Annotated in this window: 16 protein-coding genes; 9 read left to right on the plus strand and 7 right to left on the minus strand. The window is 69.0% G+C overall.

Annotated features, from left to right (window positions below):
• The 9 genes from AC0Z2B_RS27455 to gspD form a co-directional block, all read left to right on the plus strand.
• The coding region (locus tag AC0Z2B_RS27455; RefSeq protein WP_476300841.1) for a type II secretion system protein GspG at positions 1 to 304 on the plus strand (304 nt) is incomplete at its 5' end.
• A 2-nt stretch (positions 305 to 306) separates the two neighbouring features.
• On the plus strand, positions 307 to 735 hold the full coding sequence (locus AC0Z2B_RS27460; RefSeq protein ID WP_473003262.1) for a prepilin-type N-terminal cleavage/methylation domain-containing protein: 429 nt from the start codon (positions 307 to 309) through the stop codon (positions 733 to 735).
• Positions 732 to 1085 (plus strand): type II secretion system protein, encoded by a 354-nt coding sequence (locus tag AC0Z2B_RS27465; protein WP_416425354.1) that lies wholly within the window; start codon positions 732 to 734, stop codon positions 1083 to 1085. Before AC0Z2B_RS27460 ends, AC0Z2B_RS27465 begins: the two co-directional genes overlap by 4 nt.
• A complete protein-coding gene (locus tag AC0Z2B_RS27470; RefSeq protein ID WP_476300843.1) occupies positions 1082 to 1660 on the plus strand; it encodes a prepilin-type N-terminal cleavage/methylation domain-containing protein in 579 nt (192 codons plus the stop codon). The genes AC0Z2B_RS27465 and AC0Z2B_RS27470 overlap by 4 nt, the downstream gene beginning before the upstream one ends.
• Complete coding sequence (locus tag AC0Z2B_RS27475) at positions 1657 to 2367, plus strand: type II secretion system minor pseudopilin GspK (protein WP_476300845.1); 711 nt, start codon at positions 1657 to 1659, stop codon at positions 2365 to 2367. Before AC0Z2B_RS27470 ends, AC0Z2B_RS27475 begins: the two co-directional genes overlap by 4 nt.
• A complete protein-coding gene (locus tag AC0Z2B_RS27480) occupies positions 2364 to 3380 on the plus strand; it encodes a PilN domain-containing protein (protein ID WP_476300847.1) in 1017 nt (338 codons plus the stop codon). The genes AC0Z2B_RS27475 and AC0Z2B_RS27480 overlap by 4 nt, the downstream gene beginning before the upstream one ends.
• Complete coding sequence (gene gspM, locus AC0Z2B_RS27485) at positions 3361 to 3975, plus strand: type II secretion system protein GspM (protein WP_476300849.1); 615 nt, start codon at positions 3361 to 3363, stop codon at positions 3973 to 3975. The genes AC0Z2B_RS27480 and gspM overlap by 20 nt, the downstream gene beginning before the upstream one ends.
• Positions 3972 to 4493 (plus strand): hypothetical protein, encoded by a 522-nt coding sequence (locus tag AC0Z2B_RS27490; protein WP_476300851.1) that lies wholly within the window; start codon positions 3972 to 3974, stop codon positions 4491 to 4493. The genes gspM and AC0Z2B_RS27490 overlap by 4 nt, the downstream gene beginning before the upstream one ends.
• Positions 4490 to 6733 carry a type II secretion system secretin GspD gene (gspD, locus tag AC0Z2B_RS27495; protein WP_476300852.1) on the plus strand — a complete coding sequence of 748 codons (2244 nt, stop codon included), beginning with the start codon at positions 4490 to 4492 and terminating at the stop codon, positions 6731 to 6733. The genes AC0Z2B_RS27490 and gspD overlap by 4 nt, the downstream gene beginning before the upstream one ends.
• 641 nt (positions 6734 to 7374) lie before the next feature.
• Here the strand turns inward: gspD and AC0Z2B_RS27500 are convergent.
• From AC0Z2B_RS27500 to AC0Z2B_RS27530, 7 genes are all read right to left on the minus strand, one after another.
• Complete coding sequence (locus AC0Z2B_RS27500; RefSeq protein WP_476300854.1) at positions 7375 to 9321, minus strand: response regulator; 1947 nt, start codon at positions 9319 to 9321, stop codon at positions 7375 to 7377.
• Positions 9311 to 10186, minus strand: a complete 876-nt coding sequence (locus tag AC0Z2B_RS27505; RefSeq protein ID WP_476300856.1) for a sensor histidine kinase — start codon at positions 10184 to 10186, stop codon at positions 9311 to 9313. Before AC0Z2B_RS27505 ends, AC0Z2B_RS27500 begins: the two co-directional genes overlap by 11 nt.
• Positions 10179 to 11201 carry an ATP-binding protein gene (locus AC0Z2B_RS27510; RefSeq protein ID WP_476300857.1) on the minus strand — a complete coding sequence of 341 codons (1023 nt, stop codon included), beginning with the start codon at positions 11199 to 11201 and terminating at the stop codon, positions 10179 to 10181. The genes AC0Z2B_RS27505 and AC0Z2B_RS27510 overlap by 8 nt, the downstream gene beginning before the upstream one ends.
• On the minus strand, positions 11192 to 11596 hold the full coding sequence (locus AC0Z2B_RS27515; protein WP_416425344.1) for an ATP-binding protein: 405 nt from the start codon (positions 11594 to 11596) through the stop codon (positions 11192 to 11194). The genes AC0Z2B_RS27510 and AC0Z2B_RS27515 overlap by 10 nt, the downstream gene beginning before the upstream one ends.
• Complete coding sequence (locus tag AC0Z2B_RS27520) at positions 11593 to 11955, minus strand: STAS domain-containing protein (protein ID WP_416425343.1); 363 nt, start codon at positions 11953 to 11955, stop codon at positions 11593 to 11595. Before AC0Z2B_RS27520 ends, AC0Z2B_RS27515 begins: the two co-directional genes overlap by 4 nt.
• Before the next feature lie 4 nt (positions 11956 to 11959).
• On the minus strand, positions 11960 to 12811 hold the full coding sequence (locus AC0Z2B_RS27525) for an STAS domain-containing protein (RefSeq protein WP_416425342.1): 852 nt from the start codon (positions 12809 to 12811) through the stop codon (positions 11960 to 11962).
• Between the two features lie 192 nt (positions 12812 to 13003).
• Positions 13004 to 14425, minus strand: coding sequence for an aldehyde dehydrogenase family protein (locus AC0Z2B_RS27530; protein ID WP_476300860.1), 1422 nt, complete (start codon positions 14423 to 14425; stop codon positions 13004 to 13006).
• Between the last annotated feature and the right edge of the window lies 1 nt (position 14426).

The following is a 14426-nucleotide window of genomic DNA, read 5'->3' on the forward strand; positions in this document are numbered from 1 at the left end:
CGTCGACAAGGGCAAGTACGGCGCCGGCAAGGCGCAGCTGGCCAGCCTGAGCATGAAGGTCGAAAGCTATGCCCTGGACATGGGCGCGCCACCGGCCAACCTCAACCAGTTGCTGACCAAGCCGGCCACGGCGGGCAACTGGGCCGGCCCCTACGCCAAGCCATCGGACTTGAAAGACCCGTTCGGCCATCCGTTCGGCTACCGCTTCCCCGGCGAACACGGCAGCTTCGACCTGATCTTCTACGGCCAGGACGGCCAGCCAGGCGGCGAAGGCTACAACGCCGACCTGGGCAACTGGGAATAACCATGCAGCGCGCCCGCGGCTTCACCCTGCTGGAAATGCTCGTGGTCATCGTGCTCATCGGCGTAGCCGCGGGGCTGGTGGGCTATGGCTTGCAGCGTGGGTTGCACAGCGCCGGCGAGCGCAAGGCGGTGGTGCAAGTGGTGGAGGCCCTGCGCGCCACCCGCGTGCGCGCCATCGTCACCGGGCAGCCGGCGCGCACCCAATTCGACCTGGCGGCGCGGCGTTTCCAGGCGCCGGGCAAAGCCGTCGAGGCGTGGCCGGCGGACCTGCAGGTGCAACTGCACACCGCTGCCGAACTGGGCTCTGCGTTCGAGTTCTACCCCGATGGCGGCGCCAGCGGCGGCCATCTGCTGCTCAGTGATGGCGGCCAGCGTTGGCGCATCGACGTGTCGTGGCTGACCGGCACGGTCAACCTGCAGGCGCTGCGATGAAGGCGCAGCAGGGCTTCACGCTGCTGGAAATGCTCGCTGCACTGACCATTCTGGCCGTGTGCAGCGCCGTGCTGCTGATGGCCTTCGGGCAGGCGGCGCGCTCGCTCAAGCAGGTGCAGGCCAGCGACCGGCTGACCGCCGCCGGCCGTTCCATTCTCGACCAGCAGGCCGACGGCGAGTTGCAGCCGGGCAGCCGCGACGGCACCTGGGCGGGTATCCGCTGGCACCTGGACGTGCGCCAGCTGCCGGCGGCCAACCATCTGCGTCTGTTCCAGCTGGACCTGCGCGTGCGCGAAGACCAGCGCCAGGCGCACTTCGCCACGCTGACCGTGCGGGGGGCGCAGCCATGAGCCGGCGCCAAAGCGGCTTCACGCTGCTGGAAATCCTCCTGGTGCTGAGCCTGCTGGGCGTGCTGCTGGCGCTGGTGGGCGGGGCGATCCTGGGCGCCAACCGCGCGGTGGCCAAGGCCCAGCACTACACCGAGCGCCTGGACGAAGTACGCGCGGCGCAGGACTTCCTGCGCCGCGCCATCGGCCAGGCGCTGCCGCTGGACGACGGCCAGCAGCGGGTGTTCGTCGGCGGCGCCCAGGCCATGGCGTTCATGGCGCCGCTGTCGGCCAACCTCGGCGGCGGCATCGTGCTGCACAGCCTGGCCCTGCATGGCCAGCGCCTGGAAGTGGCGCTGAGCCAGGGCGGCCAGCCCTGGGGCGAACCCCAGGTACTGCTGCACCAGGTGCGCAGCCTGCAATTCACTTACCGCGGCTATTCGCCCAAGGGCGAGCTGAGCGCCTGGCTGGCCACCTGGCCGTGGCCGGGGCGGCTGCCACGCACGGTGCTGATCGATGCGCAGCTGGGCGGCCCGGTGCCCTGGACCGCGGAAAGCGTGACCCTGCGCCTGGACCTGTCGACGGTGGCCGGCCAATGAAACAACAGCGAGGCGTGGCATTGCTGCTGGTGCTGTGGGTGCTGGCGCTGCTGAGCATTCTGCTGGCCGGGTTGGCCGGCTGGGTGCAGCTGGAAAGCCGCCAGGCCCTGTGGCAGCGCCAGCACACCGAGGCGCTGTTGGCCGCCGAGGCTGGCATCAACTTGGCAGTGGCCGCCCTCAGCGACCCGGCGCAGAAAAACGCCTGGCCGGCCGACGGCCGTCCCCACGCGCTGGCCTTCGAGCGCGCCACCGTGCAGGTCAGCCTGTTCAGCGAACGCGGCAAGCTCGACCTCAACAGCGCCAGCACCGCCGACATCGCCCGGCTGATGCAGGCGTGCGGCGGCGCGCGCGGCCTGGCAGCGGCCCTGGACCAGCGCCGTGGCAACGGCCAGCCACCGCTGCGGGTGGTGGAGGAACTGCGCCAGCTGCCCGGCATGAACCGCGGCGTGTTCGCCTGCGCCGCCCCGCAGGTCACCTTGTGGAGCGGCCAGGAGCAGCCCGATCCGGCGTTCGCCACGCCGCTGCTGCGGCGGTTGCTGGGCCTGCCCAGCCTCAAAGTCAGCGGCGCCGACCCCGGCCCCATCCTAACCCTGGCCAGCGTCGCGCAGTTGCCTGGCGGCTTCAACGCGACGCTGGTCGTGACCCTGCTTCTCAACCCTTCCACGGAGGGGGCCCGACCGTATCGGGTCCTGCATTGGCAAGAATGAACCTGAACACCTATTACGCCCAAGGGCGCGCCGCGTTGCAGCGGCACTGGCGCGGCAGCGGCGCCCAGCGCCTGTGGCAGGCCTGGCTGGCCGAGTTGCTGGGCCTGTTGCCGCCACGCTGGCGCGCGCGGCTGGCCGGCGGCGCACCGTTGCAGGTGCTGCACTGGCCGCTGGACGAGCCGGCCGACCCCACGCCGCCGCGGGTGCTGGTGTTGCCGCGCAGCGAGGTGCTGGTGCAGACCCTGAGCTTGCCGGCGGCGGCCGCCCGCGACCTGCACAACGTGCTGGGCTTCGAGCTGGACAAATACACCCCCTACCGTGCCGAACAGGTGAGCTTCTGCGCCCAGGTGCTGGGGCAGGGCGGCAGCACCATCAAGGTGCGGCTGGTGGTGATCGTGCGCGAGCGCCTGGAGCAGATCCTCGCCGCCTGCGCCGGCTTCACCCTGCACGGCGTCGACGTGCGCGACGGCGAGCGCTTGGGCATCAACCTGCTGCCCGAAGGCCTACGGCCGCAAGCCAGCAGCGGCGGGCGCCTCAACCGTGGCCTGCTGCTGACCTGCGCCGGCCTGCTGTTGACGGTGATGGTCATGTGGCTGCAATCGCGCGAGGCGCTGCTGATCGAGATGCAGGCCCAGGTGCGCCAGCAGCAGGCGCAGATCGGCCAGTTGCAGCAGGTGCGCGAGACCCTGGCCAACACCCAGGGCGCGGCGCGCTACCTGATCCAGCGCAAGGCCGCGCAGCCGGCGCTGGCCAGCGTCATCGCCGACCTCAGCCACTGCCTGCCGGAGGGCACCTGGCTGGAACAGCTGGAAGTGGACGACGGCGGCCAGGTCACGCTGACCGGCCAGAGCACCCAGGCCAGCGCCCTGATCGGCCAGCTGAAGACCTGCCACAGCCTCGACGACCCGCAGTTCCAGGGCGTGATCCAGCCCGACGGCGACACCGGCAAGGACCATTTCAGCCTGCGCGCCCACCTGCATCAGGAGGCCGCCCATGGCTCGTCCGCTGACTGAACGTGAGCGCCGTGGCGCCGCGCTGATCGCCCTGGCGCTGGTGCTGGCGGCGCTGTACTGGCTGCTGGTGCAGAGCTGGTTCGCCGGCCCGCTGGGCGAGGTGAACGCGCAGATCGAGCAGCTGCGCGAACAGCAGCAGCGCTACGCCGGCCAGCTGGCGCAACGGCCGTTGCTGGACAAGCAACTGGCTGCCGCCCGCCATGACCCTGCCAGCAGCCTCAGCCTGCTGCCCGGCAGCGACCCCAGCGCCGTGGCCGCCGACCTGATGCAGCGCATCGCCGACCTGATCAAGGCCAAGGCCGACGACGGCGCCGGCTGCGCGCTGACCCAGCGCATGCCCATCACCCCCGAGCAGGACAGCGCCCAGCCGTACCGGCAGATCAAGGTCAGCCTGACCCTGGAATGCAGCATCGAGCCGCTGATGGCGCTGCTGCACACCCTGGAATTCCACCGGCCGTTCCTGTTCGTCGACAACCTCAGCGTGCGCCGCGCCAGCAGCGCGCCGGCCACGGGCGGGGCAGGGCGGCTGACCGTGCACCTGCTGGTGCGCGGCTACCTGGCCAAGGCGGCAGCGGCGCAAGGGGAAGCGCCATGAAGCTGCGCCTCACGCCGCTGCGCGCAGCGCTGCTGCTGTGCGCTGGCACCCTGGCCGCCACCGCCGCCGGCATTGCCGGCGGCCTGGGCAGCGCGCCGGGCTGGCTGCCCCCTGGGCCTGCGCACCCGTTGGCGACAGCCCATGTGGCGGCCAGCGAGCTGCCGCAGGTGAGCCTCGACAGCCTCGACGCGGCCTGGCACACGCCGCTGTTCAGCCCCAACCGCGCCCCGGACCAGAACGCCCAGGGGCCCAGCGCCGACCTGGCCGGCCTGGTGCTGACCGGCGTGGTGGTCAACGACGACCTCAAGCTGGCGTTGCTGCGCGACGCCAGCGGCCACCCCCTGCGCGTCCACCAGGGCCAGGCCCTGCCCAACGGCTGGACCCTGCAACAGCTTTCCCCCCTGGAGGCGCAGTTCGCCTACCAGGGCCAAACCCGCAGCCTGCGCTTGCCGGCGCCGCGTCTTCCAGCCCCTTCACGCGCGGCCATGCTCACGCTGCCGCCGGTAACCGAACCTTGAAAACACTGTTCCCTGGAGTCACACCGTTGCGCACCCCCTTGCTCTGCCTGGCCACCGCCGTCGCCCTCGGCGGCTGTGCGACCGCGCCCCACACCTTTGAAAATGACCCGGCGCTGATGCACGAGGCCCTCAACGGCACCGGCGACCAGCGCCAGCCCGTGGCCGAGGCGCCGGTGGCGCAACCTGCCAGCAACAACGCCGCGGTGATGCCCAAGCGGCAGATCATCAGCGGCAACCAGCGCTTCGTACGGCCGCCGGCGCCGGTCAAGGGCGAGGATGAACAGGGCAGCGGCGACATCGTCTTCAACTTCACCAACCAGCCCATCGAGGCGGTGATCAACACGGTGATGGGCGACCTGCTGCACGAGAACTACAGCATCGCCCAGGGCGTGAGCGGCGACGTCAGCTTCTCCACCTCAAAGCCGGTGAACAAGAAAGAAGCGTTGTCGATTCTGGAGACCCTGCTGTCCTGGACCAACAACGCCATGATCCGCCAGGGCAACCGCTACGTGATCCTGCCCGCCAGCCAGGCGGTGGCCGGCAAGCTGGTGCCGGAGATGACCGTGTCGCAGCCGTCCAACGGCCTGTCGGCGCGGCTGTACCCGCTCAAGTACATCTCGGCCACCGAGATGCAGAAGCTGCTCAAGCCTTTCGCCCGTGACAACGCCTTCCTGCTGGTGGACCCGTCGCGCAACGTGTTGAGCATGTCCGGCACCCCCGAGGAACTGGCCAACTATCAGGACACCATCGACACCTTTGACGTCGACTGGCTCAAGGGCATGTCCATCGGCGTGTACGGCCTGCAACGCGCCTCGGTGGCCGAGCTGATGCCGCAGTTGCAGAAGATGTTCGGCCCCGACAGCGGCATGCCGTTGGCGGGCATGGTCAAGTTTTTGCCCAACGAGCGCACCAACTCGGTGGTCGCCATTTCGGCCCAGCCCGAGTACCTGCGTGAGGTGGGCGACTGGATCAAGACCATCGACGAGGGCGGTGGCAACGAGCCGCAGATGTACGTGTACGACGTGCGCAACATGAAGGCCACGGACCTGGCCAAGTACCTGCGGCAGATCTACGGCAACGGCCAGATCAAGGATGACAGCGCCGCCAAGGTGGCGCCCGGGCTGCGCACCACCACGCTGTCGTCGCTCAATGGCAGCAACAGTTCGGGTATCGGCAGCACCGGTACCACCGGGCTGACCAGCACCGGCACCCAAGGCCTGAGCGGCGGCAATTCGCTGAATAACAATTCCATGCAGAGCCCTGACGAGGACAGCGACGAGGGCGCGGACGACACCGGCGGCGCGGGCAGCGCCAGCGGCGGCCAGCAGAAGAGTCTGGACGACAGCACCCGCATCACCGCGCAGAAGGCCAGCAATCAGCTGTTGGTGCGCACGCGCCCGGCGCAGTGGAAAGAGATCGAATCGGCCATCAAGCGCCTCGACAACCCGCCCATGCAGGTGCAGATCGAGACGCGCATTCTGGAAGTGAAACTCAGCGGCGAGCTGGACCTGGGCGTGCAGTGGTACCTGGGCAAGCTGGCGGGCAATTCCTCCAGCACCACCGTGGCCAACACCAAGGGCAGCCAGGGCGCGCTGGGCAGTGGCGGGGCAGGGCTGGGGTCCACCGACACGGCGTTCTATTCCTTCGTCAGCAGCAACTTCCAGGTGGCGCTGCATGCGCTGGAAACCAATGGCCGCACCCAGGTGCTGTCGGCGCCGTCGCTGGTGGTGATGAACAACCAGCAGGCGCAGATCCAGGTGGGCGACAACATCCCCATCAGCCAGACCACGGTGAACACCAGCACCTCGGACACCACCCTGAGCAGCGTCGAATACGTGCAGACCGGCGTGATCCTCGACGTCACCCCGCGCATCAATCCGGGTGGCCTGGTGTACCTGGACGTGCAGCAGCAGGTCAGCGACGCCGACACCAGCAACGAGACCAGCACCCAGACCAACCCGAACATCTCCACCCGTTCGGTCTCCACCCAGGTGGCGGTGCAGAGCGGCCAGACCGTATTGCTGGGCGGGTTGATCAAACAGGACAACAGCGAGACCGCCTCCAGCGTCCCCTACCTGGGCCGCATCCCGGGCCTGCGCTGGCTGTTCGGCAGCACCACCAAATCGAAGGACCGCACCGAGCTGCTGGTGCTGATCACCCCGCGCGTGGTCACCAGCAACAGCCAGGCCCGGCAGGTGACCGACGATTACCGGCAGCAGATGCAGCTGCTCAAACCATAACCCCGTGGCGCCCTCGGACGCGGCCTGCGGCCGCTGCTACGGGGGGGCGGCGTAGCAGCTGCCGAAGGCTACGTCCGGCAACAACGCGGTGCAGCTGGAACGGCGTGGCGCCCTCGGACGCGGCCTGCGGCCGCTGCTACGGGGGTTGCGGCGTAGCAGCTGCCGAAGGCTGCGTCCGGCGCCAACGCAGTGCCGGTGGAATGGCGCGGCGCCCTCGGACGCGGCCTGCGGCCGCTGCTACGGGGGTTGCGGCGTAGCAGCTGCCGAAGGCTGCGTCCGGCGCCAACGCGGTGCCGGTGGAACGGCGCGGCGCCCTCGGACGCGGCCTGCGGCCGCTGCTACGGGGGTTGCGGCGTAGCAGCTGCCGAAGGCTGCGTCCGGCACCAACGCGGTGCCGGTGGAACGGCGCGGCGTCCTCGGACGCGGCCTGCGGCCGCTGCTACGGGGGTTGCGGCGTAGCAGCTGCCGAAGGCTGCGTCCGGCGCCAACGCGGTGTCGGTGGAATGGCGTGGCGCCCTCGGACGCGGCCTGCGGCCGCTGCTACGGGGGTTGCGGCGTAGCAGCTGCCGAAGGCTGCGTCCGGCACCAACGCGGTGTCGGTGGAACGGCGCGGCGTCCTCGGACGCGGCCTGCGTCTGCGGTCAGCCGCGGGTGTCGATCATGCGCTGTACCTTGCCCACCAGGTCGCTGATCTGGAACGGCTTGATCACCATGTCCATGCGCTCGCCGAGGAAATCCTGGCGGCTGACGGCGTCCTCGGCGTAGCCGGTCATGAACAGCACCGGCAGCTCGGCGCGGTAGCGGCGGGCGATGTCGGCCAGGTCGCGGCCGTTCATCTGTGGTAGGCCGACGTCGGTCAGCAGCAGGTCGATGCTGTCGTCCTCCTGCAACAGGCTCACGGCGTGGTGCACGTCGTCGGCCTGGGTGCAGCGGTAGCCGTTGTCTTCCAGCACCTCGGTGACGAACAGGCGCACGGCGGGCATGTCTTCGACGATCAGGATGTGCTCGCCACTGCCCGGCCGCGTCGGCAGCAGCGCGGGCAGGTCGGGGTGCTGGTTGGCCAGGCCGGCCGGCAGCAGCAAGGTCACCTCGGTGCCATGGCCGACCACGCTGCGAATCCGCGCGTCGCCCCCCGACTGGCGGGCAAAACCATAAATGGTCGACAGCCCCAGCCCGGTGCCCTGGCCCAGCGGCTTGGTGGTGAAGAACGGGTCGAAGACCTTGCCGATCACTCCATGCTCGATGCCTACGCCGTCGTCCTGCACGCTCAGCACCACGTAGGCGCCGTCGGCCAGTTTCATGTCGCCGTGGGAGTGGGCAGCGAAGGTGCTCAGGCGAATGTGCCCGCCCTGGGGCAGCGCGTCGCGGGCGTTGATCACCAGGTTGAGCACCGCGCTTTCCAGCTGGATGGGGTCGACCAGGGCGATGGCGGCCTTGCTGGTCAGCTCCAGGGTCAGCTGCACACGCTCGCCGATGGTGCGCCGCAGCAGGTCTTCCAGCGACAGGATGTGCTCGTTGACGTCGGTGGGGCGGGTGTCCAGCGGCTGCTGGCGGGCGAAAGCCAGCAGCCGGTGGGTCAGCGAAGCAGCGCTGGTGGCCGAGCCCAGGGCGGCGTCGGTGTAGCGCAGCACCGCGTCGCTGCGGCCTTCGCTGACGCGCTTCTTGATCAGCTCAAGGCCGGTGATGATGCCGGTCAGCAGGTTGTTGAAGTCGTGGGCGATGCCGCCGGTGAGCTTGCCCAGGGCGTCCATCTTCTGCGCCTGCAGCAGCTGCGCCTCGGTGCGCGCGCGTTCGGCCACTTCCTTGGCCAGCTGGTCGTTGGCGCTGTCCAGTTCCTGGCGGTGCGAGCGTTCGCGCTGGCGGTGCTCGGTGACGTCCTCGATGAACACCAGGCTATGGCCCGGGGTGCGGTACGGCGAGATCTGCCATTCGGTCTCGCGCAGCACGCCCTCCACCAGCATGTTCAGGGTGCCGCGCCAGCGCTCACCGATGGCCAGGCGCAGGCGCAGCTCGGCCAGCACGCCCTCTTGGTCAGGGGCGAAGCAGCCCTGCAGCTGTGCGTTGGTGCGGTTGTCCTGCACCAGGTCGGTGAAGGCCTGGTTGCATTCGATCACGTTCAGCGCCGCGTCCATCACCGCGATGGGCGCGCCGATGTTGAGGAAGATCTCGCGGAAGCGCGCCTCGCTCTCGCGCAGCGCGTGCTCGGTGTCACGCACCCGCAGCAGGGTGCGCAGGGTGGCCAGCAGCACGTCCGGGTCCACCGGGTGCGTCAGGTAGGCGTCGGCGCCGTTGTCGAGGCCGGTGATGATGTCGCCGGTCTGGATCGACGCCGCCGACACGTGGATCACCGGCAGCAGCGCGGTGCGCGGTTCGGCGCGTAGCTGGCGGACGATGTCGAAGCCGCTCATGTCCGGCAGGTTGACGTCGAGGATCGCCGCATCGAACTGCTGTTCGGCCAGCAGGGCCAGGCCCTCGGTGCCGGTGCCTGCCTCGAGGATGCGGTAGCCGTGGCGCTCCAGGCGCCGGCGCAGGGCGTAGCGGGTGGCCGCGTTGTCATCGACGATCAGCAGGCAGCTGTCAGCCTTCATCGGGGGTGTCCTGGGCCAGGGCCAATGGGATGATCACGTAGAAGGTCGAGCCCACGCCCGGCTCGCTGGCGACGCCCACGCGCCCGCCCAGCAGCTCGGCGAAGCGCTTGCACAGCGACAGGCCCAGGCCGGTGCCGCGCAGGCGTTTCTGCAGCGGCGAGTCGACCTGGCTGAAGTCTTCGAACAGGGTGCCGTGCATTTCCTCGGGAATGCCGATACCGGTGTCGTTCACGGCGAAGCGTATCTCATGCTCGTTCTCCAGGCTGGCCGACACCCGCACATGGCCGCGCTGGGTGAATTTCAGCGAGTTGGAGATGAAGTTGCGCAGGATCTGCGCCAGCTTCTTGTCGTCGCTGTACAGCCGCGGCAGGCCCACCGGCTCCTCGAACACCAGGTCCACCGCGGTGGCGTCGACGATGGGGCGGAACATGCCGCGCAGGGCCGAGAACAGGTCGAACATGTCGAACCAGGCCGGCGAGATGGTGATGCGCCCGGCTTCGATCTTGGCCAGGTCCAGCAGGTCGTCGACCATGTCGCTGAGCTCGCGGGCGGCGCCGCTGACGAAGGCCACCTGCTTGTGCTGCTCGGCGCTCAGGGGGCCGTCGAGTTCGTCCTTGAGCAGGCTGGTGATGCTCAGGATCGAGCCCAGGGGCGTGCGGAACTCGTGGCTCATGTACGACAGGAAGCGGCTTTTCAGGTCCGAGGCCTGGCGCAGTTGCTCGGCCTGGTTGTCCAGCTCCGCATACAACGCCAGCACGCCCTGGTTGGTCTCTTCCAGCTCGACCCGCAGGGCCTCGGCTTCGCGTTCCAGCTGCGCCACGCGCGCGGCCTGGGCGTTGGCGGCCAGGGAGGTGAGGTCAGGCATGGGGCATCTCCAGGTCTATGACCAGCACGGTGACGTCGTCTCTGCCGCGGCAGAAGTCACGGTGCAGCACCGTGGCAATCACGGCGGGGTGGCGGAAAATCAGGCCCGGGTAATCGTGCAGGTTCCAGCGCGATTGCAGGCCGTCGCTATACAGAATCAGGATATGGCCGCTGACCTGAGCATAGTCGAAGCTCTGTGCCTTGCGGAACTGGGCGCCGACGATGCCCGGGTGCGAGGCCAGGCCGCGGCCGCGGTCATGGCTGCGGCTGAGCAGGCTGGCACCGATGTTGCCGATGCCGATGAAGTCCAGGCGGTCGGCGCCCGGGTTGAACTGCGCCACGGCCACGGCGCCGCCGCGGCTGCCGGTCATGGCCTGGTGCAGGTCGTCCATCAGCAGCGCCGGGCTGGCGAACGGCGCCAGGGCAAAGGCGCGCACCCCGGCACGGGCGGCGCGTTCGGCGTCCTCGCCGTGGCCCAGGCCGTCGATGACCAGGGCGCTGATACCCTGTTCACCGATGTTGACCTGGAAGGCATCGCCGCAGGCCGGGTCGTTGTGCAGCGAGTGCTGGGTGACGCCCACGGCCAGGTCGCGGGCCTTGTCGCCCCGGCGGAAGAAGCGCGCCAGCAGCACCGCGCCGCGGCTGTCGGCGTGCACGTCGAACACCTCGGCCTGGCGCGCCACGGCGCCCAGGCCAATGCCCTGGGTGCCGCCGGTGGAGTAGCCGTCGGTGAGGCAGGCGTGCACGTCGAAGCCATTGCCGCGGTCCACGGCGATGGCCTCCAGGCCCTGGCCTTCGGGCCGGGGCAGGGTGCGCAGGTGCAGCTCGCCATGGCTGGCGTGCTTGAGAATGTTGCTGCACAGCTCGGTCACCACCAGCGCCACGCGGCCGGCGTCGGCGTCGTCGAAGCCCAGCCGCTCGGCGAGCTTCTGGGCGGTGCGGCGGGCGTGGCCGATCTGGCTGCTGTCTTCGATCAACAACACTTGAGTGATCGAACTCGGGAAGGTCAGGTCCATCGCGTGATGGTCACCCGTGTGCCCTTGCCTGGCGCGGTGTCCAGCTCGAAGTCGTCCACCAGGCGCTTGGCCCCGGTGAGGCCCAGGCCCAGGCCGCTGCCCGAGGTCCAGCCGTCGGTCATGGCCAGCTTGATGTCGGCAATGCCCGGGCCTTCGTCGCGAAACACCAGGCGCAGGCCGGTGCGGTGGTTCTCTTCGACGATTTCCCAGTCCATGTCGCCGCCACCGCCGTAGACCATGGTGTTGCGCGCCAGCTCGCTGACCGCCGTCACCAGCTTGGTCAGGTCGATCAGGCGCATGCCGCAGTCCTGGGCCAGCTTGCGCGCGGTCTGGCGCGCCAATACCACGTCTTGCTCGATGCGAACCGGTTGGGTACCGCTGCTGAGCTGGGTCATTGCAGGTCCACTCGTTCGCGCAACAGCTTCATGCCGCGTTCCACGTTGAGGGCGGTGCTCACCCCGGGCAGGGTCAGGCCCAGTTCCACCAGGGTGATGGCCACGGCCGGTTGCATGCCCACCAGCACGGTCTCGGCGTCCATGATGCGTGACAGGCCAGAGATGGTGCCGATCATGCGGCCAATGAACGAATCGACGATGTCCAGCGCCGAGATGTCGATCAGCACGCCGCGCGCCGAGGTGCGGCTGATGCGCTCGGAAAGGTCGTCTTGCAGGGTCAGGGCCAGCTGGTCATGCATGTCGACCTGGATGGTCACCAGCAGGCAGTTGCCCATTTGCAGGATGGGAATGCGCTCCATGGGCTTATACCGCCTTGCTGACGGTCATGCCCAGGCGGCGCAGGGCCAGGGCCAGGGCGTCCGCCAGGTTGGCCTTGGTGACCACGCCCTGCAGGTCCAGGCCCAGGTGCACGATGGTCTGGGCAATTTGCGGGCGCACGCCGCTGATGATGCAATCGGCGCCCATCAGGCGGATGGCGGTCACGGTTTTCAGCAGGTGCTGGGCCACCAGGGTGTCCACGGTGGGCACGCCGGTGATGTCGATGATGGCGATTTCCGACCCTGTGTCGACGATGCGTTGCAGCAGCGATTCCATCACCACCTGGGTGCGCTGGCTGTCCAGGGTGCCGATCATCGGCAGGGCCAGCACGCCTTCCCACAGCTTGACCACCGGCGTGGACAGCTCCAGCAGTTCTTCCTGCTGGCGCTTGATCACCGCCTCGCGGGATTTCTGGAAGGTGCGGATGGTGTGCAGGCCCAGGCCGTCCAGCAGCTGCGAGATCTCCCAGGTCTGCTCGGCGAGGGTGGCGGGGCTGTCTTCGTATTCACGCTGCAGCAGGGCAAACAGCGGGCCCTTGAGGGCGAAGATGAAGGTGGCGGTCTGCTGCGAGTCCTGGCCGGCCATGGCGCGGGTGTGGGAAAGCTTTTCGAGGAACTGGCGGGTGGCCTCCCAGTTGCCGGCGCCGAGGTTTTTCGAGTCGCCGTTCTGCGAACCGCTGACCAGCAGGCTGAGGAATTCGCCCTGCTGCTGGCGCACGTCCTCGTCCTTGAGATTGCGCGTCGCGCCGCTGGCTTCCTGTTCGCTGAACCACTGGGCCAGCAGCTCGGCGTGAGCCTTGTTGAGTGCGTCGAGGGTACGTTGCTGCAGTGCTGCCATGTCCATGTGCTCCAGAATGGTTTTTTCTTTTCAGTGGGCGCCGTGCGCCGCACTGATTATTAGTCAAACAGTGACAGTTGCGTGGGAAATTAGTTGTAGGGCACACAGAAAATTCCGTAGCAGCGCCCGAAGGGCGCGTCCTGGCTGCTGCGCCCCTCCAGGTCCACCGCCGACGCGGCCTGGCGGCCGCTGCTACAAGGCGGCGAGGATGGCCTTGGGTTCCAGGAAGGCCTCCAGGCCGTAGGTGCCGTATTCGCGGCCAATCCCCGACTGTTTGAAGCCGCCAAACGGCGCCGCCGGCTCATGCTCCAGGGTGTTCACCTGCACGCGCCCGGCCTCCAGGCGCGCGGCCACGGCGCGGGCACGCTGCGGGTCGGTGCCGAACACGTAGGCCTGCAGGCCGTAGACGGTGTCGTTGGCGATGCTGATCGCCTCTTCCAGGTCCCGGTAGGGAATGATCGCCAGCACCGGCCCGAAGATCTCCTCGCGGGCGATCACCATGTGGTTGTGCACGTCGCTGAACACCGTCGGGCGCACGAACCAGCCCGCGGCCACGCCCTCGGGGCGGCCTTCGCCACCGGCAATCAGCCGCGCCCCTTCGTCGAGGCCCTGGCGGATATAGCCTTGCACCCGTTGCCATTGCTTGCCGCTGACCATGGGGCCCACGCTGGTGTGCGGGTCGCGCGGGTCACCGGCCTGGATGCCGGCCACCTCGGCCTGCACCTTGGCCTCGAACTCGGCCAGCCGCGCGGCGGGCACCAGCAGGCGGGTGCCGGCGATGCAGGCCTGGCCGCTGTTCATGAAGCCGGCCTGTAGCGCCATGGGCACGGCGCTGTCGAAGTCGGCGTCGTCGAGGATCAGCACCGGCGACTTGCCGCCCAGCTCCAAGGTCACCCGTTTCAAGGTCTCGGCCCCGGCGCGGAGGATGCCCTTGCCCACGGCGGTGGAGCCGGTGAACGACAGCTTGGCCACGTCCGGGTGCGCGCTGATCTGCGCGCCCACCGTTTCGCCCCGGCCGGTGACAATGTTGAACACCCCGGGCGGCAGGCCCGCCTCGTGCAGCGCCTGGGTCACCACTTGGGTTTGCAGCGCGCTCAGCTCGCTGGGCTTGACCACCGCTGTGCAGCCGGCGGCCAGGGCGGCGGCCAGCTTGCCGCAGATAAAGCCGGCGTTGCTGTTCCAAGGCGTGATCAGCCCGGCCACGCCCAACGGTTGCATGATCACCTCGGCGCTGCCGGCGCGACGCTTGAACGGGTAGTCCTGCAGCACCTTGGTGGCTTCCAGCAGCACCTGGCTGGCGTGGCGGGCCATCCAGCGGCCGCGGGACACGGGGGCGCCGTACTCCAGGGTAATGGCCTCGAACAGTTCGTCTTCGCGGGCAGCGACGGCATGGTGCATGGCCATCAGCCAGTCGATGCGCTGCTGCCGGCTGGTCCGGGAGAACCCTGGGAAGGCCTGCTTGGCCGCCGCGATGGCGGTGCGCGCGTCCTCGGCGTCGGCCAGGCGCACGCGGCCCAGTAACTGCTCGGTGGACGGGTTGATCAGGTCGAACCATTCCTCGCCGTGCGGGGTGACGAACTGGCCATTGATGTAGATCGTGTCGATAAGGTGCATG

It is taken from the genome of Pseudomonas sp. GYB4201 (genome assembly GCF_056312595.1).

What these genes read in the sequence shown, in the direction of transcription:
- AC0Z2B_RS27465 (WP_416425354.1), top strand. Translation starts at nt 732, where the DNA reads ATGAAGGCGCAGCAGGGCTTCACGCTGCTGGAAATGCTCGCTGCACTG.
- AC0Z2B_RS27480 (WP_476300847.1), top strand. Translation starts at nt 2,364, where the DNA reads ATGAACCTGAACACCTATTACGCCCAAGGGCGCGCCGCGTTGCAGCGG.
- gspM (WP_476300849.1), top strand. Translation starts at nt 3,361, where the DNA reads ATGGCTCGTCCGCTGACTGAACGTGAGCGCCGTGGCGCCGCGCTGATC.
- AC0Z2B_RS27475 (WP_476300845.1), top strand. Translation starts at nt 1,657, where the DNA reads ATGAAACAACAGCGAGGCGTGGCATTGCTGCTGGTGCTGTGGGTGCTG.
- AC0Z2B_RS27490 (WP_476300851.1), top strand. Translation starts at nt 3,972, where the DNA reads ATGAAGCTGCGCCTCACGCCGCTGCGCGCAGCGCTGCTGCTGTGCGCT.
- AC0Z2B_RS27470 (WP_476300843.1), top strand. Translation starts at nt 1,082, where the DNA reads ATGAGCCGGCGCCAAAGCGGCTTCACGCTGCTGGAAATCCTCCTGGTG.
- AC0Z2B_RS27530 (WP_476300860.1), bottom strand. Translation starts at nt 14,425, where the DNA reads ATGCACCTTATCGACACGATCTACATCAATGGCCAGTTCGTCACCCCG.
- AC0Z2B_RS27500 (WP_476300854.1), bottom strand. Translation starts at nt 9,321, where the DNA reads ATGAAGGCTGACAGCTGCCTGCTGATCGTCGATGACAACGCGGCCACC.
- AC0Z2B_RS27460 (WP_473003262.1), top strand. Translation starts at nt 307, where the DNA reads ATGCAGCGCGCCCGCGGCTTCACCCTGCTGGAAATGCTCGTGGTCATC.
- AC0Z2B_RS27525 (WP_416425342.1), bottom strand. Translation starts at nt 12,811, where the DNA reads ATGGCAGCACTGCAGCAACGTACCCTCGACGCACTCAACAAGGCTCAC.
- AC0Z2B_RS27505 (WP_476300856.1), bottom strand. Translation starts at nt 10,186, where the DNA reads ATGCCTGACCTCACCTCCCTGGCCGCCAACGCCCAGGCCGCGCGCGTG.
- AC0Z2B_RS27515 (WP_416425344.1), bottom strand. Translation starts at nt 11,596, where the DNA reads ATGACCCAGCTCAGCAGCGGTACCCAACCGGTTCGCATCGAGCAAGAC.
- AC0Z2B_RS27510 (WP_476300857.1), bottom strand. Translation starts at nt 11,201, where the DNA reads ATGGACCTGACCTTCCCGAGTTCGATCACTCAAGTGTTGTTGATCGAA.
- AC0Z2B_RS27520 (WP_416425343.1), bottom strand. Translation starts at nt 11,955, where the DNA reads ATGGAGCGCATTCCCATCCTGCAAATGGGCAACTGCCTGCTGGTGACC.